Origin of the sequence: Capnocytophaga sp. H2931 (assembly GCF_002302535.1) — a bacterium.
Taxonomy (GTDB): Bacteria; Bacteroidota; Bacteroidia; order Flavobacteriales; family Flavobacteriaceae; genus Capnocytophaga; species Capnocytophaga canis.
In genome coordinates this window covers 1,137,152-1,161,254 of the sequence record NZ_CP022381.1, presented here as the reverse complement: position 1 = coordinate 1,161,254, position 24,103 = coordinate 1,137,152, and the positions used below count along the sequence as shown (strand labels likewise).

General features: G+C 36.8%; 23 protein-coding genes and 2 tRNA genes. 23 read left to right on the top strand and 2 right to left on the bottom strand.

Annotated elements, in window-relative coordinates:
• Position 1 precedes the first annotated feature (1 nt).
• The 4 genes from folB to CGC52_RS04920 all read left to right on the top strand — a co-directional run bounded on the left by folB (position 2) and on the right by CGC52_RS04920 (position 2,466).
• Positions 2-364, top strand: a complete 363-nt coding sequence (gene folB, locus CGC52_RS04935; RefSeq protein ID WP_042343064.1) for a dihydroneopterin aldolase — start codon at positions 2-4, stop codon at positions 362-364.
• A gap of 40 nt (positions 365-404) precedes the next feature.
• Positions 405-475: transfer RNA gene (locus tag CGC52_RS04930), tRNA-Cys, on the top strand.
• A 47-nt stretch (positions 476-522) separates the two neighbouring features.
• A complete protein-coding gene (locus tag CGC52_RS04925) occupies positions 523-903 on the top strand; it encodes a hypothetical protein (RefSeq protein ID WP_042006804.1) in 381 nt (126 codons plus the stop codon).
• Between the two features lie 300 nt (positions 904-1,203).
• Complete coding sequence (locus tag CGC52_RS04920; protein WP_095893611.1) at positions 1,204-2,466, top strand: hypothetical protein; 1,263 nt, start codon at positions 1,204-1,206, stop codon at positions 2,464-2,466.
• Between the two features lie 167 nt (positions 2,467-2,633).
• Here the strand turns inward: CGC52_RS04920 and CGC52_RS04915 are convergent, their stop codons facing one another.
• Positions 2,634-4,262: an acyl-CoA carboxylase subunit beta gene (locus tag CGC52_RS04915; RefSeq protein ID WP_095893610.1), complete on the bottom strand. Its 1,629-nt coding sequence runs from the start codon at positions 4,260-4,262 to the stop codon at positions 2,634-2,636.
• Between the two features lie 164 nt (positions 4,263-4,426).
• Between CGC52_RS04915 and CGC52_RS04910 the strand changes: the two genes are divergently transcribed.
• The 3 genes from CGC52_RS04910 (at position 4,427) to pdxA (ending at position 8,971) form a co-directional block, all read left to right on the top strand.
• Positions 4,427-6,112, top strand: a complete 1,686-nt coding sequence (locus CGC52_RS04910) for a glutamine--tRNA ligase/YqeY domain fusion protein (protein WP_095893609.1) — start codon at positions 4,427-4,429, stop codon at positions 6,110-6,112.
• A 130-nt stretch (positions 6,113-6,242) separates the two neighbouring features.
• Complete coding sequence (locus CGC52_RS04905; protein WP_095893608.1) at positions 6,243-7,538, top strand: erythromycin esterase family protein; 1,296 nt, start codon at positions 6,243-6,245, stop codon at positions 7,536-7,538.
• Between the two features lie 383 nt (positions 7,539-7,921).
• On the top strand, positions 7,922-8,971 hold the full coding sequence (gene pdxA, locus CGC52_RS04895) for a 4-hydroxythreonine-4-phosphate dehydrogenase PdxA (RefSeq protein ID WP_095893606.1): 1,050 nt from the start codon (positions 7,922-7,924) through the stop codon (positions 8,969-8,971).
• Between the two features lie 117 nt (positions 8,972-9,088).
• On the opposite strand, the gene CGC52_RS04890 is transcribed toward pdxA, so the two are convergent.
• Positions 9,089-9,544 (bottom strand): hypothetical protein, encoded by a 456-nt coding sequence (locus CGC52_RS04890; RefSeq protein ID WP_042343080.1) that lies wholly within the window; start codon positions 9,542-9,544, stop codon positions 9,089-9,091.
• A gap of 460 nt (positions 9,545-10,004) precedes the next feature.
• Here CGC52_RS04890 and atpB point away from each other — a divergent pair, with 460 nt between their 5' ends.
• The 16 genes from atpB (at position 10,005) to CGC52_RS04810 (ending at position 23,923) form a co-directional block, all read left to right on the top strand.
• Entirely contained in the window at positions 10,005-11,081 is a 1,077-nt protein-coding gene (atpB, locus tag CGC52_RS04885) for a F0F1 ATP synthase subunit A (protein WP_095893605.1), read from the top strand.
• 79 nt (positions 11,082-11,160) lie between these two features.
• The gene (atpE, locus tag CGC52_RS04880) at positions 11,161-11,361 is read left to right on the top strand and encodes an ATP synthase F0 subunit C (protein ID WP_042347689.1); all 201 of its coding nucleotides are present in this window, start codon (positions 11,161-11,163) and stop codon (positions 11,359-11,361) included.
• Positions 11,362-11,451: 90 nt separating this feature from the next.
• Complete coding sequence (locus CGC52_RS04875) at positions 11,452-11,943, top strand: F0F1 ATP synthase subunit B (protein ID WP_042008542.1); 492 nt, start codon at positions 11,452-11,454, stop codon at positions 11,941-11,943.
• Between the two features lie 6 nt (positions 11,944-11,949).
• Complete coding sequence (atpH, locus tag CGC52_RS04870; protein WP_095893604.1) at positions 11,950-12,483, top strand: ATP synthase F1 subunit delta; 534 nt, start codon at positions 11,950-11,952, stop codon at positions 12,481-12,483.
• Complete coding sequence (locus tag CGC52_RS04865) at positions 12,458-12,832, top strand: C10 family peptidase (RefSeq protein WP_082021469.1); 375 nt, start codon at positions 12,458-12,460, stop codon at positions 12,830-12,832. Before atpH ends, CGC52_RS04865 begins: the two co-directional genes overlap by 26 nt.
• Before the next feature lie 2 nt (positions 12,833-12,834).
• Entirely contained in the window at positions 12,835-13,341 is a 507-nt protein-coding gene (locus tag CGC52_RS04860) for a hypothetical protein (RefSeq protein ID WP_095893603.1), read from the top strand.
• 44 nt (positions 13,342-13,385) lie between these two features.
• Positions 13,386-14,966, top strand: a complete 1,581-nt coding sequence (gene atpA / locus CGC52_RS04855; protein WP_095893602.1) for a F0F1 ATP synthase subunit alpha — start codon at positions 13,386-13,388, stop codon at positions 14,964-14,966.
• Between the two features lie 22 nt (positions 14,967-14,988).
• On the top strand, positions 14,989-15,711 hold the full coding sequence (locus CGC52_RS04850) for a DUF1266 domain-containing protein (RefSeq protein WP_042008532.1): 723 nt from the start codon (positions 14,989-14,991) through the stop codon (positions 15,709-15,711).
• A gap of 129 nt (positions 15,712-15,840) precedes the next feature.
• Positions 15,841-16,695 carry an ATP synthase F1 subunit gamma gene (gene atpG / locus CGC52_RS04845; protein WP_095893601.1) on the top strand — a complete coding sequence of 285 codons (855 nt, stop codon included), beginning with the start codon at positions 15,841-15,843 and terminating at the stop codon, positions 16,693-16,695.
• 125 nt (positions 16,696-16,820) lie between these two features.
• A tRNA-Asp gene (locus CGC52_RS04840) sits at positions 16,821-16,894 on the top strand.
• A 332-nt stretch (positions 16,895-17,226) separates the two neighbouring features.
• Complete coding sequence (locus CGC52_RS04835; RefSeq protein ID WP_095894455.1) at positions 17,227-18,075, top strand: metallophosphoesterase; 849 nt, start codon at positions 17,227-17,229, stop codon at positions 18,073-18,075.
• Positions 18,076-18,151: 76 nt separating this feature from the next.
• Entirely contained in the window at positions 18,152-18,832 is a 681-nt protein-coding gene (locus CGC52_RS04830) for a hypothetical protein (RefSeq protein WP_232751842.1), read from the top strand.
• Between the two features lie 223 nt (positions 18,833-19,055).
• Positions 19,056-20,564 carry a F0F1 ATP synthase subunit beta gene (gene atpD, locus CGC52_RS04825; protein ID WP_042008529.1) on the top strand — a complete coding sequence of 503 codons (1,509 nt, stop codon included), beginning with the start codon at positions 19,056-19,058 and terminating at the stop codon, positions 20,562-20,564.
• Positions 20,565-20,585: 21 nt separating this feature from the next.
• Positions 20,586-20,867 (top strand): F0F1 ATP synthase subunit epsilon, encoded by a 282-nt coding sequence (locus CGC52_RS04820; protein WP_095893600.1) that lies wholly within the window; start codon positions 20,586-20,588, stop codon positions 20,865-20,867.
• Positions 20,868-21,240: 373 nt separating this feature from the next.
• A complete protein-coding gene (crcB, locus tag CGC52_RS04815; protein ID WP_095893599.1) occupies positions 21,241-21,621 on the top strand; it encodes a fluoride efflux transporter CrcB in 381 nt (126 codons plus the stop codon).
• Between the two features lie 25 nt (positions 21,622-21,646).
• Positions 21,647-23,923: a GH92 family glycosyl hydrolase gene (locus CGC52_RS04810; RefSeq protein WP_095893598.1), complete on the top strand. Its 2,277-nt coding sequence runs from the start codon at positions 21,647-21,649 to the stop codon at positions 23,921-23,923.
• The last annotated feature ends 180 nt before the right edge of the window (positions 23,924-24,103 follow it).

Genomic DNA, 24,103 nt, shown 5'->3' with positions numbered 1-24,103 from the left:
AATGGGACAAATCATATTAAAAAACATTCGTGTTTTTGCTAATCATGGTTGTTTAACCGAAGAAGGCTTAATAGGAAGTGATTACCGGGTGGATTTGAAAGTATCCTTAAACTTACAAAAGTCAATAGAAAGTGATGAACTTGCAGACACGATAAACTATGTTAGGTTGAACAGCATAGTTATGGAAGAAATGGCAATTCGTTCGAAGCTTTTGGAACATGTAGCTGGGCGAATTTCAGATAGAATTTTTTTAGAACTTGCTGATTCAAAAAAAATTACATTAAAAATATCAAAACTAAACCCTCCTATTGGAGGCGATGTTGAATCGGTTAGCATAAAAATAAAACGCAAAAGAGTTTGCTAATATTAATAAAAAGTTTTATCTTTGCAACCTAAAATTTAATGGCATCGTGGCCGAGTGGCTAGGCAGAGGTCTGCAAAACCTTGTACAGCGGTTCGAATCCGCTCGATGCCTCTTAGTTTAAACAATAAATATTTAATCAATAATAAAATTTATAAAAGATGACAAACGTATTAGACAAATTCATTCAGGATATGAAAAACAACGTTCCTGGATTTATAGCTGTATCTGTTACAGAGGTAAGATCTGGAGTTTCTTACGGAGCTGAAACTGTTAATCCTAATTTTGATCCAACGTTGGCTTCTGCTTATAACCTTGAGGTAGTAAAAGCAAAACAAAACGCTCTTCAAGTTTTAGGTTTAACTCCAAAAGAAAGAATTGAGGACATTTTGATTACTTTAACCGATCAGATTCATATCATTGACATCTCAGCAAGTGGAGCTTACTTTATTTACTTAGCTGTTGATTCAACAAGAGCGAATCTTGGTCTAACGAGAGCTTTATTATCTAAATACAAAAAAGATTTAGCTGCGATTTTCTAAGAAAAAATCATACCATAAAAAAGAGGTTATTCCAACGAGTAACCTCTTTTTTTTGTTTTAAAAGTTAATCGAAAATTTGGGTCTGATATGTTTTGAAATAATTTTAAACCTTGAAAGAATCATGAAAATCAACATCTTCGTGAGATAATAGGTTTGATACAGATACCAAAAATAATAACTATCCGAAACTTTAATAAACCTAAATTCTCACCTTAAATTTTGCACAGAAAGATTGGTTAGATTTAAAAAAAAACGTACCTTTACGTGCAGATTTCAGAGAGATAACATAAAATCATAGTGATGAAGACAAAGGATATTTTTATTGCTCTAGTAGCTTTATTTTCAGTGAATTCTTATGCTCAATTACTGAAACATACTTTTGACGAAAAAGGAGAAACTTACATTCAAGCGGGTATTAGAGGTCAATTTTGGGGAAGGTATGTGGCTACCAATCCTGGTACAACTATCAATAAAGAACCAGTCAGCGAAACTTTTGATTTTTCAGTACGACGCTATCGTATTTCTTTCCAAGCACAAATCAAGAAGAATCTGTTTTTTTACATGCAATTAGGCAATAACAACATCAATCAGAAGACCATTCGTTCAAGCGATGTAAGGCTTTTGGATATGTTGGGAGAGTACACTTTTAGTAATAAATTCAAACTCGGAGTAGGAAAACTATCTTTCACTGGAGCTGGACGCTTTGTCGATATCGCAAATGGATCAATGCTGAACTTAGACCCCTCGGTACATCAGTTATTTACGCTGAATCAATTGGACGACACGGGGCGCAATATTGGGATGTATGCAAAAGGGCAATTAGGTAAGTTTGATTACAATGTGTCAATTCATTCAATGGCAATTCCTACCGATGCCCAAGTTACAGATTTTAATTATTCACGGAAATATACAAGTTTAGGTTATTCTACCTACGTGAAATATGAATTTCTTGAAGACGAAAGTAACAGAACTCCTTACAGTGGAGGTGTGGGGACATATATCGGAAAGAAAAAAATACTAAACATTGGGGTTGGATATGGTTATAAATCCAAAATGTTTGAAAGAACTGTAGGAGCCAATAAAACATATGATGATCATCGGAATTTAGGTATCGACTTCTTTATGGATATGCCGATTTCAGCAAAAAATAATGCTATTACTGCCTATTTGGGTTATAATAATCTCTTTTTTGGAGAGGATTATGTTCGAAATATAGGTGTGAACAGTATTTTTGACTCTTCTGGAACCTCATTTAATGGCGGAGGCAATGCTTTTCCTGTGATTGGAACAGGAAATACTCTATTACTTCAATTAGGATATTTACTGTCAAAGTCTGAGAAAAATAACACTCGTTATCAACCTTATTTTGGATGGAAATTAGCTGATTTTGAAGGTCTTAATCAAAGTGTGAATTCTTATGCTTTAGGTCTTAATGTTTATTTTAACGGACATAGAAGTAAATTAACATTTGGTTACCACAATCGTCCTATATTCGATGCTACCACCAAAAAAGTGGATTCCCGAAAGGGAACTTATGTCATTCAGTATCAAATAGAAATTTAATTAAAATACTGAGAAATAGTATTGTAAAGATGATATTGTGTAAAATCGAAGATTTTGGACAGAATCTGATACAAGCTATTGTGTTGAAAACTGCTAAGAATTATTTATCAAAATATTTTTAGCAGTTTTTTTGTTTACTATTGCTTGTGTGGGTTTGTCATCTTTTCTTAAACTTGTAAGACCCCCAAGCTAAAAGACTTTTCAATAGGAGCATGATTAGCGGCTTCAATACCCATTGAAATCCATTTTCGGGTTTCCAAAGGGTCAATAACGGCATCTGTCCATAAGCGGGCAGCTGCGTAGTAAGGGGAAATCTGCTCATCGTATTTTGATTTTATTTGATTGAACAACTCTTCTTCCTTTTCTTTTGAAATCGTTTCTCCTTTCTTTTTGAGAGATGCCGTTTCAATCTGTAAAAGCACTTTAGCAGCTTGAGCTCCACCCATTACGGCAATATTTCCACTTGGCCATGAGACAATAAACCGTGGGTCATACGCCTTGCCACACATCGCATAATTTCCTGCACCATACGAATTTCCGATAACAATGGTAAACTTAGGCACAACCGAATTTCCGACTGCGTTTACCATTTTAGCACCGTCCTTGATGATGCCCCCGTGTTCGGATTTTGAACCCACCATAAAGCCCGTAACATCTTGTAAAAACACCAATGGAATTTTCTTCTGATTGCAATTAGCTATGAATCGCGTAGCCTTATCGGCACTGTCCGAATAGATAACTCCTCCGAATTGTAATTCACCTTTTTTGTTTTTTACTACCTTACGTTGATTAGCAACAATACCCACCGCCCAACCATCAATACGAGCATAGCCCGTGATGAGTGTCTGCCCGTAACCTTCTTTATATTCGTCGAACTCTGAATTGTCCACCAAACGCAGGATAATTTCCTTCATGTCGAATTGTTCAGTGCGTGAAATGGGCAAAATTCCGTAGATTTCTTTCGGGTCTTTGAGCGGTTTTTGTGGTGTTTCGCGGTTGAATCCAGCCTTTTCGTAATTGCCTATTTTTGATATTGTTCGCTTAACTCGGTCTAAGGCATCTTTATCGTCCTTAGCCTTATAGTCGGTAACACCGCTTATTTCGCAGTGCGTAGTTGCTCCACCAAGAGTTTCATTATCAATATCTTCGCCTATGGCAGCTTTTACTAAATAGCTTCCTGCTAAAAAGATACTTCCCGTTTTATCCACGATCATAGCTTCATCGCTCATTATTGGCAGATAGGCTCCACCCGCCACACAACTTCCCATCACAACAGCGATTTGGGTGATTCCCATACTGCTCATTACCGCATTATTACGAAAAATGCGTCCAAAGTGTTCCTTATCAGGAAAAATTTCGTCTTGCATTGGCAAATACACTCCCGCACTATCCACCAAATAGATGATAGGCAATCGGTTTTCGATGGCTATTTCCTGAGCTCGTAGGTTTTTCTTTCCAGTGATTGGAAACCATGCTCCAGCCTTTACAGAAGCGTCATTAGCTACCACAACACATTGTTTCCCAGAAACATATCCAACAACTACGACCACACCTCCAGAAGGACAACCTCCGTGCTCAACATACATTCCCTCACCAACAAATGCTCCGATTTCAATAAAATCACGGTCTTTATCCAGCAAATAGTCGATACGTTCACGAGCCGAGAGCTTACCTTGATCGTGCAACCGTTGGATACTTTTCTCTCCGCCTCCTTTTCTGACTTTGGCTAATCGTTTGTGTAAATCACTTACTGACAGTTTATTAAAATCTTCGTTTTTGTTGAATTGAATATCCATATTCTATTCTTTTGAAATAGTGTTTGTTCTTAAATATTGCTTTTTCATTGCGTTTTTAACGCTTTTCAAATGTCTAAATTTCGGCTAAAATACGAAGAAAGTTTTAAATGACTATATAAGCAATCAAAAAATCCTTATTTTTGCATTTTAAAATTTGAAGTACGATGTCAGAAGAACAAAAATCAAATAATTTTATTGAAAATATTATTGAAGAAGATTTAGCAAATGGATTTTCTTCCAGCAAGTTGCGTTTTCGCTTTCCACCAGAGCCTAATGGCTATTTGCACATTGGTCACGCCAGTTCAATATGTTTGAACTTTGGATTGGGGTTGCGTTATCAATCGCCTGTAAATCTGCGGTTTGATGATACCAATCCGTCCAAAGAAGAACAAGAATACGTTGATGCTATCAAACGCGATGTGGAGTGGCTCGGATTTGAGTGGGACAGAGAGTGTTACGCTTCCGATTACTTCCAAGAATTGTACGATTGGGCGGTGCAGCTCATCAAGCAAGGAAAAGCCTATGTAGATGGACAAACTTCTGAAGAAATAGCCAAACAAAAAGGAACGCCTACCCAAGCGGGTACTGAAAGTCCGTATCGAAATACTTCCGTTGATGAAAATTTACAACTTTTCGAGCGAATGAAAAACGGCGAATTTGAAAACGGAAAATACGTACTTCGTGCCAAAATTGATATGGCGTCGCCTAATATGTTGATGCGTGACCCAATCATCTACCGAATTATGCATTCAAGTCATCATCGTACTGGAAATCAGTGGTGTATATACCCAATGTACGACTGGGCTCACGGCGAAAGCGATTATTTGGAGCAAATTTCGCACTCGATTTGTACGCTTGAATTTTTGCCACACCGCGAATTGTACGACTGGTTTTTAGACCAAATTATTGACAAGGATAAAGTCCGTCCCAAACAGCGTGAGTTTGCTCGTCGGAACCTATCGCATACCATTGTGAGCAAACGAAAATTGTTGCAATTGGTAAACGAAAAACACGTTTCGGGTTGGGACGACCCGCGTATGCCTACCATATCAGGCTTACGCAGAAGAGGTTACACGCCCGAGTCTATCCGAAAATTTGCCGATACTATCGGAATTGCCAAACGCGAAAATTTGATAGATGTTTCATTATTAGAGTTTTGCATCCGTGAGGATTTGAACAAAAAAGCCAATCGCGTAATGGCGGTGCTTGACCCTGTTAAAGTGTTGATTACCAATTATCCACAAGGGAAAGAAGAGTGGCTTGATGCTGAAAATAATCCTGAAGAGGAGATTTTGACATTCCGCAAAGTGCCTTTCTCTCGTGAAATTTACATCGAACGAGAAGATTTCAGAGAAGAAGCGAATAATAAGTTTTTCCGCTTGAAATTAGGAGGCGAAGTTCGCTTAAAAAATGCGTATATCATTAAGGCAGAAAGTGTTGTGAAAGATGAAAACGGAAATATCACCGAAATTCATTGTACGTACGACCCCGAAAGTCGTAGCGGAAGCGGAACCGAGGCCAGCAAACGCAAGGTGAAAGGAACTCTGCATTGGGTGTCTGTGCCACACGCCATTGAAGCCGAAGCACGCATTTACGACCGTTTGTTCACTGTTGCCGAGCCTGACCGCCAAGAAAAAGACTTTTTGGAATACGTAAATCCCGATTCACTTAAAGTGACAACCGCCTATGTAGAACCGAGTTTGAAAGATGCCAAAGTAGGTGAAGGTTTTCAATTCCAACGATTGGGTTATTTCAGTCTTGACCCTGATTCAACCCCCGAAAAATTGGTTTTCAATAAAACCGTTGGGCTAAAAGATACTTGGACGAAGGTTGAAAATGCTGACATATAATAAAATGAGATAAAAAAGCTGTCTTCAGAAGTTGTAAGGCAGCTTTTTTGGTTTTCAATATCTTTCTGTTAATAGAATTACTCATGATGGCTGTCATTTTGAATTGAAATGTTAATCTAAAAAATAAAAAATGAAAAGAATACTGTCGTTTATCACTCTCGTGTTTTTTGTAACTGCTTCTGCACAAGTACAAACCATTTCAAAGTCGGATTACGAAAAAGCCGATTTTACAAACTTAACAACCCTGCAAAACGATTTGAAAAACGTCCGTATTGTAGGGCTTGGTGAATCGAGCCACTATATGGGTGAAACCTATGTGTCTAAAATTAAAATGGTAAAATATATGCATCAACATTGCGGATTTGACGTAATAGCTATAGAATCACCTTTATATGATTTGAGAAAGTATTATAACGAAACGGTTAAAACCAATCAAGTTAAAACACCTTGGCATTTCACAGAAATTTCCAGTGTGTGGATAACCGATGATATGTACGAGCTTTTTGACTATATTTTAGAAACTCAAAAAACAGACAGACCGCTAATTTACACAGGGTTTGATGAAAAATTATTTTATAGGTCTGATTATAAACTCAACGATGATTACAATGAATTTCTCGAAAAACTAAATGCCGACACGGATTCAAACATCAAAACGGATTCGTTGTTCAAAAAAGCATTGGATTTTACGGCTGACTACTGTTATTATTTTACCAAAGTTCCTCCAAAAGACACGCTTGTTCTTCACAATACATTTAGTGAAGTTAAGAAAGCATTAAATAAATTAGAAACCAAAAACGGCTACTATTATTTTTGGGAACGAATGACCGAGAACATAAAGTCGTTATACAGATTCAATTATAAAAATCTATCAACAAATAGAGATGAGCAGATGGCTAAAAATGTGAGTTATTTAGCCAATCACGAATTTCCTGATAAAAAGATTATTTTATGGGCGGCTTCCATACATTTGATGGATAATATTACCAATATTGAAAACTATAAAAAGAATCCTAAAAATTCAACAATGGGCTATTTTCTTCGGGAAGAATTTAAAGACCAATACTATGTAATAGGCTTTGTGCCTGCCACAGGGGTTACGGGTTTCAAGGGATATTTGGGATTGGGAAAATTCAAACCCAAAGCTAAAAAAGGAAGTATTGAGCGGCATATTTTGGATAATTACAATCCCGATTACGCTTTTATTTCACTACGGAATGAACCTTCCCGAAAGGAAATAACAGAAAACAATATTAAAAAATCAAATCTTTTAGGATTAACTCCTTATGAAATGGATATGCTTTCTGTGGTCGATGCATTTTTTTATCTAAAAGAGGAACATTTGGTATCTTTCGAAAAACGAAAAGCGTATTTTAAAAAAGAACGCGAGGATTTGGAAAGAACAGCTGATACCTCAAACAAATGATTTATAAAATTATCCTTTCGTTAGTTGTAAGTATTGCGATATGTAGTATTTTTACAGTCCTATTTTACCAATTCTTGCTGTGGTTAAACCCTCCTTATGTAATTGTTGATGGTCAGATACGTTACACAATGCCTTTAGGAACAGTTATTTTTTCTCTGTTGTTTGGTGTAATAGTAGCGATTGTTACCTTTATACTTTGTCTGTGGAAACTAAAAAGACAGAATTGAGTAGATATTTTGAAAGTAGTTAATTTATTTGTAATTTTGGAGACTTAACGAGATGGTAGCGCAGCGTAAAGCTATAATTACCACTGCTTTAACATAGGAAAAGTGATGTTGAAGACAAAAATAACAAATCTAAAAAATATTTTACATAAGACATAAATGAAAGATGAATTAGTTAGAGTAGGTATTTCCATAGGAGATATCAATGGTATTGGAATGGAAGTGATCTTAAAAACTTTTGAAGATCCAAAGATTTTGGAATTATGCACACCTATCATTTTCGGTTCCAATAAAACGGTTTCATTTCAGCGAAAACATTTTGAGTTAAATACCAATTTTCAAGGTATAGACAAGATTGAAGATGCCATTGTAGGGAAGCTCAATGTGTTAAATTGTTGGAAGGATTCCCCCAGCATTGCTTTTGGACAAGTGACAGAAGAAGCTGGAAAATATGCTTTTTTATCGCTAAAAAGGGCTGTTGAAGCTCTCAAAAAAGGTGATGTAGATGTGTTGGTAACAGCTCCTATCAACAAAAATAATATTCAGTCTGAGGAATTTACATTTCCTGGACATACTGATTATTTAGCCAAAGAACTTAACGGAAAGAGTTTGATGTTTATGGTCAGTGAAGACCTTAAGGTAGGACTTTTCACAGATCATGTTCCGTTAAAAGAGGTTAGCTCACACATTACTGAAAGCCTTATTTTTGAGAAAATCAAAGCAATGAACGAATCGTTGCGTAAAGATTTTCGTTTACATCGACCGAAAATTGCGGTTTTAGGACTCAATCCGCACTGTGGTGACAATGGAGTCATAGGTAACGAAGACGATGAAGTGATTCGACCTGCCCTGAAAAAATTGTTTGAACAAGGAATATTGGTTTTTGGGCCTTTTTCAGCCGATAGCTTTTTCGCTACTCAAAACTATCGCAATTACGATGCAGTCATAGCTCCTTATCACGATCAAGGATTGATTCCTTTCAAAACACTTTCATTCGGAAGTGGCGTAAACTATACAGCAGGATTGAGTAGGGTACGCACCTCTCCCGATCATGGTACAGCTTATGAAATTGCAGGAAAAGGTATAGCCGATGCGGATTCGTTCCGACAAGCTGTTTTTACAGCGATCGATATTTTCAAAAATAGGATTGAGTACGATGAATTAAATCACAATCCACTGAAAATAAATGACCTGGAGGCTGAAAAATAGGTATTCTCATTTTTGGGAACAAACTGAAAAGACACGGCCGAGCCGTGCCTTTTCAGTTTTTCAAGCCTACCATAATAAAAAAGAACCGAGATAACATTTTTTACGGGGTTTAACTTTTTATTTTACTAAAAAATCGTTTTCAATTTTTACGCCATCGACTCTTATTTCTTTCACTTTAGCAACTGGGCAACATCCATTGTGGCTGACCATAGCTCCTTCTACTTCTATTTTGTACGTTCTTGAAGCGTTTTTGAGATAAAGGATTTCTTTTTTTCCCGTATAAACATCATTTATACGATCAAGATGAGTTCCTACTGAAAGGTAATTTTCCTGCAACAAAGGGGAAACCTGTGCTACTGGGTATTCTTTTTTTACGTTACCGTTCATGCGGTATAAAGAAACATTTTTTGTGTCAAACTTACCTTCTGAGTCCAAAAACTCTTTGTAGGAATCGGAACTTTTGTTTATATATAAATTAAAAATAGGAGGAGGAGAGCAACAAAGTTTCACGTCTTTTTCTTTGCTACAAGCCAATGCTCCCAGAAGTACACTTAAAAATAAAAACTTTTTCATAATATGATATTTTAGTGAATATTTACTGGATAATGTTTAAAATCAAAAATAGCACACAGACTTAGGTTCCGTCTTCTTCCAATTTTCAGAAATAATAGCATAGTTCAAAAAAATAAAAGCGAAAGTTTTAGTAATTTGAAAAAAACTAAAATTCTGAGTTTTTATGGTTTACATGATACCTAAGAGACTACGAATTTTCAGTTACAAAGGTATTGAAATAAGATGAAGAAATCAAGCAAAAAAATATTTTTAGACAAAATGTTTTTTCCTGCTGGTGTGAGTTTTAGAAATTAAGATAAAAATTTATAAGAACAAAAATAAACTTGATTATCAGTGTTTTATAAAAAAATATAAATTGGACTAAAAAAAAATACTCCAAAAATTTTCTTAATTCCGATTGAAAATGTAAATTTGCCCAAATAAGGAAAAATACAAATTTTATATTTTTTACAAAATAATAATGGTAGCTAAAAACATAATTCAGAAATTCGTTTTATTTTTGTTATTTTTCATTCCGTTTCAGGGATTTTCTTCTGATGCCAATAAAGACAAGGAAGAGGCTTTTGACCCTGTTTCGATGATTATGCACCACATCAGTAACTCGCACGAGTTTCACATTACCGACTTTCAAGGAAAATCTATTTCAATGCCACTTCCTGTAATTCTTTGGACGGATAACGGATTGATAACTTTTATGTCAAGTGAGTTTCACCATGACAATGATGGAAAGGTAGTGGTTGAGAAGAAGGGAATGAAGTTTGCTCGTTTTCATGAAGTAATTCACTACACAAACCCTGATGGAAGCCTTTCTTTTGATAAAGACGGACATGTGACTAATACTCGTCCGTTGAACTTCTCAATAACGAAAAACGTTTTTTCAATGATTTTAGTGTCGATTTTGTTGTTAGCAATCTTTATTCCAATGGCAAAATCTTACAAAAAGAATCCAAAAGCACCTAAGGGAATGGCAGGTTTCTTAGAGCCGTTGGTATTGTTTGTACGCGATGATATTGCTATTCCACAGATAGGAGAAGAAAAGTATGCTCGTTACATGCCTTATCTTTTGACGATTTTCTTCTTGATTTGGTTCGGAAACCTTTTCGGATTGATTCCGTTTTTCCCATTCGCTAGTACATTGACCAACGATATTTTGTTCACAGGATTTTTAGCGATTATAACATTTTTTGTAACTGTCTTTAGTAGCAACAAAAACTATTGGAAACATATTTTTGCGACTCCAGGAGTGCCATTTTGGTTATTGCCAATTATGATTCCGGTAGAAATTTTGGGTATGTTTACTAAGCCTTTTGCTTTGATGGTGCGTTTGTTTGCGAATATTACTGCAGGACACATCATTATCTTGAGTTTGATTTCTTTGATATTCATCTTTAAAACAGTATGGGTGTCTCCAGTGTCAATTGCTTTTGCTTTGTTCATTAACGTACTTGAATTGTTGGTAGCAGCTTTACAGGCCTATGTGTTTACTTTGCTATCAGCTTTGTTTATTGGACAAGCCGTGGAAGAACACCATCACTAATATCAAAAAGGCATATCGCAAATATTTGAAATTTAAATATTTAATTATAATTTTTTATTAACACTTAATTTTTTTTATTATGGTTTTAGGAGGAATTGGAGCTGCTATCGCAGCATTGGCAGCAGGTTTCGGCATCGGTAAAATTGGAGCAGCCGCAATGGAAGGTATTGCTCGTCAGCCGGAAGCAGCTTCGAAAATTCAAACTGCAATGATTATTGCAGCGGCACTTATCGAGGGTGTTGCCCTTTTCGCCGTGGTTGTTGCGTTAATCGCAAAATAATTAAGTTAAAATCATCTTACAGCGGTTGGCTGTAAGGTGGTTTTTTCGTAAAAAAGAAAAGTCGAATCATATTTAAATATATTTAGAACAATGAATTTTACAAATCCTGAAAGTTTTCTGTTTTGGGGAACGTTGATTTTTGGAGTTTTACTTTTTTTACTAGCAAAATTTGCTTGGAAACCGATTCTTTCAGCGGTTAAACAGCGCGAAGAGTCTATTAATAATGCTTTGGAAGCAGCAGAGGAGGCACGTAAGCAAATGGCAGATTTGAAAGCTGATAACGAGCGTTTGTTAGCAGAAGCAAAAGCAGAGCGAGACGCTATGTTAAAAGAAGCGAAAGAGTTAAAAGACAAAATCGTTGCTGAAGCTAAAGAAGAGGCTCAAAAAGAAGGACAAAAATTGATTGACCAAGCAAAACAAGCTATTGATAATGAGAAAAAAGTAGCGGTTGCTCAATTGAAAGATAAGGTTGCTTCGTTGTCAATTGAAATAGCTCAAAAAGTCATCAAAAACGAGCTTTCTGACAAGGAGAAGCAAACCACTCTGATTAATGAATATTTGAAAGGAGCTACTTTAAACTAATAAAATATGTACGGATTCAGAGCAGCTAACAGATATGCTAAGGCACTTTTGGAATATGCCCTACAGCAAAATGCTGTGGAGAGTGTTTTCCGCGATATGTCTTCGATTCATAAAACAATAGACGAAAATAAAGAACTGGACAATCTTTTGGTTTCGCCTGTCGTAAAAACTGTGGTTAAGAAAAATGTATTGGATAAAGTGTTTGTAGGAGTTTCACCAGAGGTACAACGCTTATTCACCTTGCTTATCGAAAATCGACGATTGCCGATTTTGAAACAAATTGCAGAGAAATTTGTAATTCATTATAATTCATATAAAAATAACCAAACGGCTGAGGTAACCACAGCAATCCCTCTTACGGAGGAAATGAAAAAACAAGTGTTACAAAAGGTAGAAAGTTTGAAACAAAGCCGAAATATTACCTTAGTGAATAAGGTAGATGAGAGCATCATCGGGGGATTTATATTGCGTATTGGCGATATTCAATACAACGCCAGTGTAGCTTTCAAACTCAATAAATTACGACAAGAGTTCCAATAGTTATAAATCAGCTATATATACAGAACATGATATCCTGTCCAAAATTGAGAATGAAATTAAAAATGGATATCCTGTTATTTTAAGAGGAGGAGAAGAATTTATTTTTAATGGACAATCTATATATACAGGGGGTCACGCATGGGTATGTGATGGATATCAAGAAGTTATGATTGAAATATGTATAAAAGTTGGTCGCTGGGGCTATGACTGTCATGATAAAATCGTACCTTCATACTATATGAATTTTGGCTGGGATGGACTTTGGAATGGGTGGTATTTATCTCCCTTTAAAGGAGATTATGGAACCTTTGATTACAAAAATGGAATAATTTATAATATACGAAAATAGCTATGAGAAAGAGTTTATTTATTATTATCATGGGAGCATTGTTTTTTTCTTGTAACAAAAATAATGAAAAAATAAACAATGAGGAAAATAGTGAAGTAGGTTGTTGTAAACACTTAAGTAGTAGTGCCTCCTTTTCTGTTGTAGATAATCAAGGGAATGATTTACTAAGTCCTTTTAATGAGAAATTTGACCCTAAAAATATTAAAATATATTACAAGGATAAAAACAATAAATTAGAACTGTTCGACAGACCAAATTTAGCTGAATCTAAGGGCTTTACATTCATAGCCCCAGAAAAAGAGGGTCAGAAGTATCTGATAAACGTGTTTATAAATTCTTTATATATCGAAGATAAAATTTCTCATACAGTTATTGACTTGGGGTATAAAAAATACGAAATCAAATCCGAATTCTCTGTAACCACAAACGCTATCGTATTACAAAAAATATACGTGGATAATAAATTGATGAATTTTCAAAACAATAGGATAGTTACTATTGTTGAGTAGTTATTACAAATAAAGATTTATAAATAAAAAAATATAAACTAAAAATGGCAGAAATAAAAGCGGCTGAAATTTCAGCAATTTTAAAAGAGCAATTAGCTAATTTTGATGCCACAGCTTCTTTGGAAGAAGTGGGGACGGTGTTACAAGTGGGAGACGGTATCGCTCGTATTTTTGGTCTGTCGAATGCGCAATACGGAGAATTGGTAAAGTTCGACAACGGACTTAAAGGTATCGTTTTGAACTTGGAAGAAGATAACGTAGGTATTACTTTATTAGGACCTTCAACAGATATTAAGGAGGGAGATACAGTTAAAAGAACTGGATTGATTGCTTCCATCAATGTAGGGGAAGGTATTGTAGGTCGTGTGGTAAACACTTTGGGTCAGCCAATTGACGGGAAAGGCCCTATCACAGGTCAGTTATACGAGATGCCATTGGAGCGTAAAGCACCGGGGGTAATTTTCCGTCAGCCAGTAAATGAGCCGTTGCAAACAGGTATCAAATCCGTAGACGCCATGATTCCTATTGGTCGTGGTCAGCGTGAGTTAGTTATTGGAGACCGTCAAACAGGAAAAACAACGGTTTGTATTGATACCATTCTTAACCAAAAAGAATTTTATGATGCAGGAAAACCTGTGTACTGTATATATGTAGCTATTGGGCAAAAAGCATCGACCGTAGCTGCAATTGCTAAAACATTAGAAGATAATGGAGCTTTGGCTTATACCACTATCGTAGCGGCAAATGCTTCTGATCCAGCACCAATGCAGGTATATGCGCCATTTGCAGGAGCTGCTATCGGGGAATATTTCCGTGACACGGGTCGTCCAGCTTTGATTATCTATGATGATTTGTCGAAACAAGCGGTGGCCTACCGTGAGGTGTCGTTATTGCTCAGAAGACCACCTGGACGTGAGGCTTACCCTGGGGACGTGTTCTACTTGCACTCTCGTTTGCTTGAGAGAGCAGCGAAAGTAATCGCTGACGATAGTATTGCTCGAAAAATGAACGATTTGCCGGAAAGCATCAAGCATTTGGTAAAAGGAGGCGGATCGCTTACTGCTTTGCCAATCATTGAAACTCAGGCAGGTGACGTTTCGGCATATATTCCAACGAACGTAATTTCAATTACAGATGGACAGATTTTCTTGGAGTCTGATTTGTTTAACTCTGGCGTACGTCCAGCGATTAACGTAGGAATCTCGGTATCACGTGTAGGAGGTTCGGCTCAAATCAAATCAATGAAAAAAGTTGCTGGGACATTGAAACTTGACCAAGCTCAATACCGTGAGTTAGAGGCATTTGCTAAATTCGGTTCAGATTTGGACGCAGCTACAATGAACGTTATCGAGAAAGGTAAACGTAACGTAGAAATTCTAAAACAATCGCAAAACGACCCATATACGGTTGAAAATCAAATTGCGATTATCTATGTAGGTTCTAAAAACTTGTTGCGTCAAGTGCCTGTAAATAAAGTGAAGGAATTTGAAAAAGAATATTTGGAATTCTTGAACTTACAACATCGCAACGTTTTGGATGAACTTAAAGCGGGACAGTTCAATGATAAAATTACAGCAACGCTTGAAGATGTAGCTAAGGAAATCGCAGAAAGATACACGAAATAATTAGTTTTAGGTATATAGTTTCATGACATCATCATACGTATACATACTCGTTGGAGTAGGAGCAGTCCTTTTAATTGGGTTACAGATTTTTATCAGTCGTAAGTACAGTAAAAATAGATTAGCCAAGCAAACGGGGCATATCAATCAAAACCCTCTGAATGAGGAACAAAAACGGTTGCTTACTTTTGGAGCAATTTTAGCTCATTACCGAGGTGAAAATCTTTTGAATTTGATGCCCAATGAAATATTGGATGTTTATCAGCAAGGATTGCGCCAACAATGGGAAATTACTAATAGAGAACAAGCTATACAAACCATTGGGGAGCTTTTGCATTTGAAATCAACCTTTCGGTTTGCTCCTATTTTCGAGCAAAAACCTGAGGAACTTTCCAAAATACAAAAAGCAATTGCTAAAGGGTTAGATGTAGAAGTTGAACAAGTTCAAGAGGTAAATTCTGTTTATGGATGGGACTTGTGTAGAGCGGCTTCTTTAGCCAAATGGTGCTATTGGTGCAATTTAATAACGGAAGATGAAATGTGGACAATATTGCAAAAAGTATCCGATATTGCTCATGAACACGGTAAAAGTTGGAAAGAATACACCATTTCTTTTCTATTAGGGAGAACTATACAAGGATTTGATTTGGATGACATCATTATTGAAACTGATCGTGTTTTCAATAGCAAAAATCCGATGTTAGGAAAAGTAGAGGGGATAGATGTTTATAAGACATACTCTTTTTAATTCTTAACAGAGGTATGTTTCCTCAGTTGAAGCACAGGAAGCATGCGTCCTAATCGCACTTCTTTTCATTTAAGGAAAGAATAACGTAAAAAATAAATAACAAAAAATAAACAATTTAGTCGTTTATTTATGGCAAATTTAAAAGAAATACGAAGTAGGATTTCATCGGTAAGTTCCACGATGCAAATTACTGGAGCGATGAAAATGGTGTCGGCAGCAAAACTCAAAAAGGCTCAAGATGCCATCATCGCGATGAAACCCTATGCTTATAAGCTAAAACAATTGTTGGAACAACTTAGTTCTGCTTTGGGTAACGACAGTATCTATAACGAACGTCCTCAAGTGGCTAAAAATATATTGATTGTTCCAATCACCTCTAATAGAGGTCTTTGCGGAGCTTTTAACTCTAATATTATCAAAAAAACATTAGAATTAGAAAGTACTGTTTATAAAAATCAAAAGGTGGAGTTTTACACCGTAGGAAAAAAAGGAAACGATGTTTTGAAAAAAACTGACAAAGTTTTCAGATATGAATCCCATATTTTTGATAACCTAAACTACGCGGATGCGGCTGAGTTGGCATCAGAATTGACGGAATTATATACATCAGGTCGATTTGATAAGGTTGTTTTGGTCTATAATAGTTTCAAAAATGCAGCAACACAAATCGTTATAGAGGAAACTTTCTTACCTATTCAGACTGTTGCAGAGGAACAAGAATCTTCAGTGGATTATATTTATGAGCCTTCCAAAGAAGAAATTGTTAAGGAATTGATTCCTCGTTCATTGAAAACGCAGGTGTTCAAGGCATTACGTGATTCGGTAGCTTCTGAACACGGAGCTCGAATGACAGCAATGCACAAAGCAACGGATAATGCGAGTGAACTTAGAAATCAATTGAAATTGACTTACAACAAAGCTCGTCAAGCAGCGATTACTGGCGAAATATTAGAAATCGTTGGAGGTGCAGAGGCTTTGAATTAGGAAAAAATTTAATATTTGAATTTGATTTTCAGCAACTTATAAATGAAGTTTAAAAAGAGTGCTAAAAAAAATATTTTTTCTTTGGAAAATATAAAGAAAATAGTATCTTTGCACTCGCAAAATGAGGTCTGGTAGTTCAGTTGGTTAGAATACCTGCCTGTCACGCAGGGGGTCGCGGGTTCGAGTCCCGTCCAGACCGCGAAATCAAAAGTGTTGCACATCTAAAAGCCTTTCTGTTAAGAAAGGCTTTTGTTTTTATCAAAGTTTTGATAATCATCTATCTGTATTAATTTACAGACTTTCGAATACAACTTTTTATGATAGTATGAGTAGGAGTCAAGAAAATCGTATCGATATTATAATTGATGTTTTTTGTTAATAATAATCTGGTACAGAGTTTTTTATGTCAAATAACTTTTGCTATATTTCTCCGAATAAATGTATAATTCTTGTAAACATTTCACTTTTTCTTTATGAGTCGTTTTACCGTTCAGTAAGAGAAATCAGTCGGAAGTGAAAATATTCAAAAGCATGAAGTCACGAAAAATCATAAAAAAAATCATTTTCATACCAACGGTGATATGTCTTTTTTTGGTTCTATATGCTTGGCAAATAGAGCGTCATTGGGTAGAAGTTGTTTCAATGAAAATGCCTATTGAGTATTTACCAAAACATTTGGAGGGGAAAACCTTGATGCAAATTAGTGACCTCCATACGGGACGTTGGGTAAGTAACGATTATCTGATTTCAACTTTTGAAGAAATGAGAAAATATGATCCTGATTTTGTGGTTTATACAGGCGATTATGTTACTTATAAAAACAAAAAAGTACTGTACGACAAATTGGAAGAGGCTTTGCAACATTGCGTGAAGGGAAGATTAGGAACGATAGCTGTTTTAGGGAATCATGATTACGGAGTGAATTGGCGTGAGCCTAAAGTGGCAGATAGTATTGTTCAGTTGATGCGTTCACACCAAATTGTTGTTTTGAGAAATGAACGTATTCAAATTGAGGGGTTGACCTTTATTGGATTAGACGATTTGTGGGCAGGTGAATTCAATGCGAGTAAGGCTTTTGAAAATTATGATGCAGCACAAGCTAATGTAGTTTTGAGTCACAATCCTGACACTTGTGATTTGGAGGTTTGGCAAAATTATCAAGGTTGGATTCTTTCGGGGCATACCCATGGAGGGCAGTGTAAACCTCCTTTTCTTACACCTCCCGTACTTCCCCTAAAAAATAAGGAATATGCGTCAGGAAAAATTGAATTATCCAATCAAAGAACGCTCTATGTCAACCGAGGAATAGGGCATTCCATTCCTGTTCGGTTTAATGTACGCCCTGAAATTACGATTTTTGAGCTGGAAAAGCGAAAATAGCAAGATTATTTGAAATTTCTGAAGGCTTTTTTATTTTGAAAAAATGGGTTATATTTGCCACAAAATTGATATGATTATGAAGCAAATCGGTATTTTATTAGGTATTTTATTGCTGTTTTCGTGCAAAAATAGTGTTGATGAAATCAAGGTTTCAGAAGAAGCTTTGTTGAATACACAACAAGCGGAGGCATTGTTACAAAGTAGCCAAAATTCATCTGTTTTTGATAAAAACTTAGGACTTCTGAATGCAACAAGTGCTTCTCAGTTGCCTACCACAGGTTCTTCGGGAGTGATTTTGAATCCTCCGCATGGTGCACCTGGTCATCGTTGTGATATTCCAGTAGGAGCACCGTTACCAAATTCATCAAATATATCACAGAATATTAGCCAACACATTCCAGTTTCGGAAAACGAGGCTTTGCCACAAGTGTCGTCTGAGGGTTTTGCAGTTCCTCAGCCCGCCTCATTATCGGTGGATTCCCGAGGTGTGAAATTAAATCCACCGCATGGTGAACCAGATCATCGTTGTGACATTCCAGTGGGGGCTCCATTAGATTCCAAGCCAATGGGACAAGTGGTTAACCAGCAAAATCAAAGTGTTGAACCTCAGGTTGCTCCTCAACAAATAGTTGTAGATCCTCAAAGCACACAGCAAAATGTAGGAGTTACTGCCGAAGGATTTTCAGGAAAACCTAATCCACCACATGGTGAATCAGGACATCGTTGTGACATTGCTGTCGGAGCAATTTTGCCATAGTTTATAACTGAGATGATTTTTCGAGAAAAATATTGTATTTATTTAATACACAATATGTTGAAAAAAATAAAATCTGTTTTAAAGGTTTTTAGTGAATAAATTTATACATTTTTTTTTCTTTTATTAAGAAAAATCATATATTTGCAGACAAACATAAAAACACTTTATGTTTTGCGTGAACAAAATATAAATCAAATAATTAAACATAACAATTATACAGAAAATGTCTCAAAAAGGTAAAGTATCACAGGTAATTGGACCAGTAGTGGATGTTGTTTTTGCTGCTGAGAGCGAACTTCCTAGGATTTATGATTCATTGGAAATTATTAAAGCTGATGGTTCAAAATTAGTTTTGGAAGTACAGTCACACATAGGTGAGGATGTTGTTAGAGCGATTTCAATGGACTCAACAGAGGGTTTAAGTCGTGATACAGAAGTAATTGCAACTGGGAATCCAATTCAAATGCCTATCGGGAAAGACATTTATGGGCGTTTATTCAATGTTATTGGAGATGGAATTGATGGTTTAGGAAACCTACCAAAGGAAGGTTCTAATGGACTACCGATTCACCGTGAAGCTCCGAAATTTGAAGATTTATCAACTTCAACAGAAGTGCTTTTCACAGGAATCAAGGTTATCGACCTTATTGAGCCATATGCTAAAGGAGGGAAAATTGGTTTGTTTGGAGGTGCGGGAGTAGGAAAAACCGTTTTGATCCAAGAGCTAATTAACAATATTGCCAAAGGTCACGGAGGACTTTCAGTTTTTGCTGGAGTGGGTGAGCGTACCCGTGAAGGGAATGACCTTTTGAGAGAAATGTTAGAATCTGGAATTATAAAATATGGTGATGAGTTCATGCACTCTATGGAAAATGGAGGATGGGACTTAACCAAAGTTGATAAAAAAGCAATGCAAGACTCTAAGGCGACATTCGTTTTCGGTCAGATGAATGAACCACCAGGAGCTCGTGCTCGTGTGGCACTTTCAGGACTTACCATTGCTGAATATTTCCGTGATGGGGCTGGAGATGGACAAGGAAAAGATGTTTTATTCTTCGTAGATAATATCTTCCGTTTTACCCAAGCAGGTTCTGAGGTATCGGCGTTGTTAGGTCGTATGCCATCAGCAGTAGGTTATCAGCCGACATTGGCAACTGAGATGGGGGCAATGCAAGAGCGTATTACCTCTACAAAGAGAGGTTCAATCACATCCGTGCAAGCAGTTTATGTTCCTGCCGACGACTTGACTGACCCTGCACCAGCGACAACCTTTGCTCACTTGGATGCAACTACCGTATTGTCACGTAAAATCGCTGAGTTGGGTATCTACCCTGCCGTTGACCCATTGGATTCTACTTCAAGAATTTTGACTCCTGAGATCTTAGGAAAAGAACATTACGAATGTGCTCAACGTGTTAAGAAATTATTACAGCACTATAAAGAACTTCAAGATATTATCGCCATCTTAGGTATGGAAGAACTTTCAGAAGAAGATAAATTGGCGGTAGCTCGTGCGCGTCGTGTACAGCGTTTCTTGTCACAGCCTTTCCACGTAGCTGAACAGTTTACAGGTATACCTGGAGTTTTGGTTGATATTAAAGACACGATAAAAGGCTTTAATATGATCATTGATGGAGAGTTAGATCATTTGCCAGAAGCTGCGTTCAACTTGAAAGGAACTATTGAGGATGCTATCCTTGCAGGAGAAAAAATGTTAGCTGAGGTTCAATAATATTGAAAATTCAATACGGATATGAAAGTAGAAATTGTCACCCCTGAGGAAATTTTGTTTAACGGAGAAGTGAATGCGGTTTCTGTTCCTGGAGTGAACGGAGAGTTCCAAATGTTGGAAAACCACGCACCTATCGTGTCAGTTTTGACGAAGGGATACGTGAAATTATACGGAAACATTGAACTTCGAGAAAGCGTTGCTTCTCGTTTTGAAAAAGGATATAAAAAAAATGAATTTTTATTGGCTATCAATGGCGGAACTTTAGAGTTAAATAACAATAGAGTAGTCATTTTAGCAGATTAAGATAGTTTTTTGATTTTAAATTTTATTATTGAATTAAAACGGCTGTAAGGGATTACGGCCGTTTTTTTATGATATCTGGATACTGCTCAGACTATTAAAATATGCCATTTATGTTTTAAATTTTTTGTTTTAAAAGCATATATACACATCGGTTTTTTTCATTACGAACTCTGAAAAAAATCACAATTCTAAGTATGTCTATAAACTTCTGAGAAGTAGATTGTAATTTTATTCTTCTATATTCGTTGGGATAAAAAATATAATCTGGTTTTAGACTACAATTTATACAACAATCTGTATTTTTTGACTTCCTAACTTCTTTGTTTTTATGATTATTTTTGCTACTTTTGTTGTGTTCGGTTAATCAATAAAAATGATAAGATCAATTATGTACGTAGGGTTAGGCAGTGCCATAGGAGGTATGTTTCGCTTTTTGTGCTATGGACTGATAAGCATACGAATAGTCAAAATGTTTCCTTTTAACACTCTTTTTGTCAACGTATTAGGTAGCTTTTTGATTGGGGCACTGTTTGTATTATTTCAGAAGAAAAACTTTTCTGCGGAATGGTTGTCTTTCTTTATTACAGGAGTATTGGGCGGATTTACTACCTTTTCGGCATTTTCCTTAGAAACCTTCCAACTTATCGAACAGAACCAAATTGGAAAAGCCTTTCTTTACGCTTTGTTGAGCGTGTTTTTAGGCTTGTTGGCTTGTTGGGGAGGGTATGTGGTGACATCTTTATTAAGCAAATGAAATTTTTAATAAAATATTTTAAACAATGATAAGAAAATACATTTCATCATTGGCGCTTTTAGGGCTGATGGTGACTTCGTGCCAAGAAGTAAAACAGCCTACAACAGAGCAAGAAACACAGCAAAAACCACTCACCACGTACGTTGATCCTTTCATCGGTACGGGCGGACACGGACATACCTACCCTGGAGCTACCGTTCCGTTCGGAATGTTGCAAGTGAGTCCTGTGAATGGCATCAGCGGTTGGGATTGGTGTTCGGGTTACCACCACAGTGACACTTTACTAATCGGTTTTGGACATTTGTCGCTCAGTGGAACAGGTATCGGTGATTTGAACGATATTTTGCTGATGCCTGTCAATAAAGAGTACGATTTATCGCAACTTTCTACTGGGAAAAAAGACCAATATCCGAAGGCTGCTTTGGACTTCCGCAATCAAGTCACGTACAAGTCACGTTACTCGCACCAAAACGAAAAAGCAGAACCTGGCTACTATCAAGTTTTCCTTGAAGACCCCAAAGTAAATGCAGAACTTACAGCAGACCAATACGTTGCTTACCACAAATATACCTACCAAAAAGGCGACACACAATCCGTTATTTTGAATTTAGGATTTGCCATCAATTGGGATAGCCCTACGGAAATGTTTATCCAACAATCCAATCGAAAGTTGGACGGACAAAACGACGGAAACATCATCACAGGACATCGATTCAGTACAGGTTGGGCAAAAAATCAAAAAGTGTTCTTCGCTATTGCATTTTCTAAACCTATTAAAGATTTACAACTTCAAAATAGTGGAAAACAAATCTCATCAGGGCAATTCTTCTTTGATAATTCCACAGGGGAGGAATTGGTGGTGCGCGTGGCGGTTTCTTCTGTAAGTGAAGAGAATGCGTTGGCGAATTTGGATTTATACGACAAACGCACCTTTGCCGAAGTACGCCAAAAAGCTCACGACACTTGGGAAAAACATCTTTCTTCTATCGAAATTGAAACGCCTATCGATTCGCTTAAAACGATTTTCTACACAGCTTTATATCACACGCAAGTAGCTCCCGTGACGTTTTCTGACAAGAACGGACAATTCCGTCAGCAAAACGATGAAATTTATTCCACCAAAGATTTTACAGCCTATTCTACCTTGTCACTGTGGGACACATTCCGTGCTGAAAATCCGCTAATTACTTTGCTTCAACCTAAAAAATCTTCGGATATTATTAGCTCAATGTTAGCGTATTCCGACGTTATCAATAAACTTCCTGTTTGGACGCTCTACGGCAACGAAACCGATTGTATGACCGGCTATCATTCTATCCCTGTGATTGTTGAGGCTTATCTCAAAGGCGTTCGTTCGTTCGACGCCGAAAAAGCCTTCGAAATGATGAAAAAAACGATGATGGGAGACGAACGCGGACTGAAATTCTACAAACAATACGGCTACATTCCGTACGACAAATGGGACGAATCGGTAACCATTACCTTGGAATATGCTTACGATGATTGGTGTGTAGCACAAATGGCAAAAGCCTTAGGAAAAACCGATGATTACGAGTTCTTTATGAAACGAAGCGAAGCATACAAACATTTGTTTGACCCCACAACAGGCTTTATGCGAGGCAAATCGGCAAGTGGTAAATGGCGTGAGCCTTTCGACCCGAAACACTCCAATCACCGCGAAGCTACCGATTACACTGAAGGAAATGCTTGGCAACATTCGTGGTTTGTTCCGCAAAATCCGCAAGGGCTTATTGAGGCTTTCGGCGGAAAAGAGAAATTCACAACACATTTGGAAAAACTATTTACCGAAAGTTCTGAAATTACGGGCGATAACGTTTCGGCGGACATTACGGGACTCATTGGGCAGTACGCTCACGGCAACGAACCGAGCCACCATATTGCGTATCTGTTTAACAAAGCAGGGAAGCCACATCGCACACAATATTGGATAAATGAAATTTTGAAAACGCAATACAATACCACACCTAACGGATATTCAGGAAATGAAGACTGCGGACAAATGTCGGCTTGGTATGTGTGGAGTTCCATTGGTTTGTATCCGATGAATCCTGTTTCGGGTGAGTATGAAATTGGGCGTCCGTTGTTCCCGAAAGCGAAAATCAATCTGCCTAACGGAAAAACTTTTACCATCATTGCTGAAAATGTGTCTGCGGAAAATATGTACATTCAGTCGGCAACACTTAACGGCAAACCACTCGACCGCACTTTTATCACTGATGAAGAACTTAAAAACGGCGGAGAGTTGAAATTCATAATGGGGTCGGCACCGATAAACAACTAATTTACAATGTAAGGAGGCTGTCCGAAAAGAGTTGTTTTGAGCAAAATATTAAAAATAAAGGGAGTATCCCATAATCTGTGTAAGTTAAAAAGTTATTCTGAAATTTTTTGAGCCCTTAAAAGCTCAAAAAAAATTTCGGAAATAACTTTTTAACTATTTTTGACCCATAATTTAAACAGA

Bases quoted from the DNA above. Each gene is read 5' to 3' on its own strand.
- atpE (WP_042347689.1), top strand. From the start codon at position 11,161: ATGGTTTTAGGAGGAATTGGAGCTGCTATCGCAGCATTGGCAGCAGGT.
- CGC52_RS04850 (WP_042008532.1), top strand. From the start codon at position 14,989: ATGACATCATCATACGTATACATACTCGTTGGAGTAGGAGCAGTCCTT.
- CGC52_RS04860 (WP_095893603.1), top strand. From the start codon at position 12,835: ATGAGAAAGAGTTTATTTATTATTATCATGGGAGCATTGTTTTTTTCT.
- CGC52_RS04820 (WP_095893600.1), top strand. From the start codon at position 20,586: ATGAAAGTAGAAATTGTCACCCCTGAGGAAATTTTGTTTAACGGAGAA.
- atpB (WP_095893605.1), top strand. From the start codon at position 10,005: ATGGTAGCTAAAAACATAATTCAGAAATTCGTTTTATTTTTGTTATTT.
- CGC52_RS04925 (WP_042006804.1), top strand. From the start codon at position 523: ATGACAAACGTATTAGACAAATTCATTCAGGATATGAAAAACAACGTT.
- CGC52_RS04875 (WP_042008542.1), top strand. From the start codon at position 11,452: ATGAATTTTACAAATCCTGAAAGTTTTCTGTTTTGGGGAACGTTGATT.
- CGC52_RS04830 (WP_232751842.1), top strand. From the start codon at position 18,152: ATGAAGCAAATCGGTATTTTATTAGGTATTTTATTGCTGTTTTCGTGC.
- pdxA (WP_095893606.1), top strand. From the start codon at position 7,922: ATGAAAGATGAATTAGTTAGAGTAGGTATTTCCATAGGAGATATCAAT.
- CGC52_RS04810 (WP_095893598.1), top strand. From the start codon at position 21,647: ATGATAAGAAAATACATTTCATCATTGGCGCTTTTAGGGCTGATGGTG.
- CGC52_RS04890 (WP_042343080.1), bottom strand. From the start codon at position 9,544: ATGAAAAAGTTTTTATTTTTAAGTGTACTTCTGGGAGCATTGGCTTGT.
- CGC52_RS04910 (WP_095893609.1), top strand. From the start codon at position 4,427: ATGTCAGAAGAACAAAAATCAAATAATTTTATTGAAAATATTATTGAA.
- atpD (WP_042008529.1), top strand. From the start codon at position 19,056: ATGTCTCAAAAAGGTAAAGTATCACAGGTAATTGGACCAGTAGTGGAT.
- atpA (WP_095893602.1), top strand. From the start codon at position 13,386: ATGGCAGAAATAAAAGCGGCTGAAATTTCAGCAATTTTAAAAGAGCAA.
- CGC52_RS04920 (WP_095893611.1), top strand. From the start codon at position 1,204: ATGAAGACAAAGGATATTTTTATTGCTCTAGTAGCTTTATTTTCAGTG.
- CGC52_RS04905 (WP_095893608.1), top strand. From the start codon at position 6,243: ATGAAAAGAATACTGTCGTTTATCACTCTCGTGTTTTTTGTAACTGCT.
- atpG (WP_095893601.1), top strand. From the start codon at position 15,841: ATGGCAAATTTAAAAGAAATACGAAGTAGGATTTCATCGGTAAGTTCC.
- CGC52_RS04835 (WP_095894455.1), top strand. From the start codon at position 17,227: ATGAAGTCACGAAAAATCATAAAAAAAATCATTTTCATACCAACGGTG.
- crcB (WP_095893599.1), top strand. From the start codon at position 21,241: ATGATAAGATCAATTATGTACGTAGGGTTAGGCAGTGCCATAGGAGGT.
- atpH (WP_095893604.1), top strand. From the start codon at position 11,950: ATGTACGGATTCAGAGCAGCTAACAGATATGCTAAGGCACTTTTGGAA.
- CGC52_RS04915 (WP_095893610.1), bottom strand. From the start codon at position 4,262: ATGGATATTCAATTCAACAAAAACGAAGATTTTAATAAACTGTCAGTA.
- folB (WP_042343064.1), top strand. From the start codon at position 2: ATGGGACAAATCATATTAAAAAACATTCGTGTTTTTGCTAATCATGGT.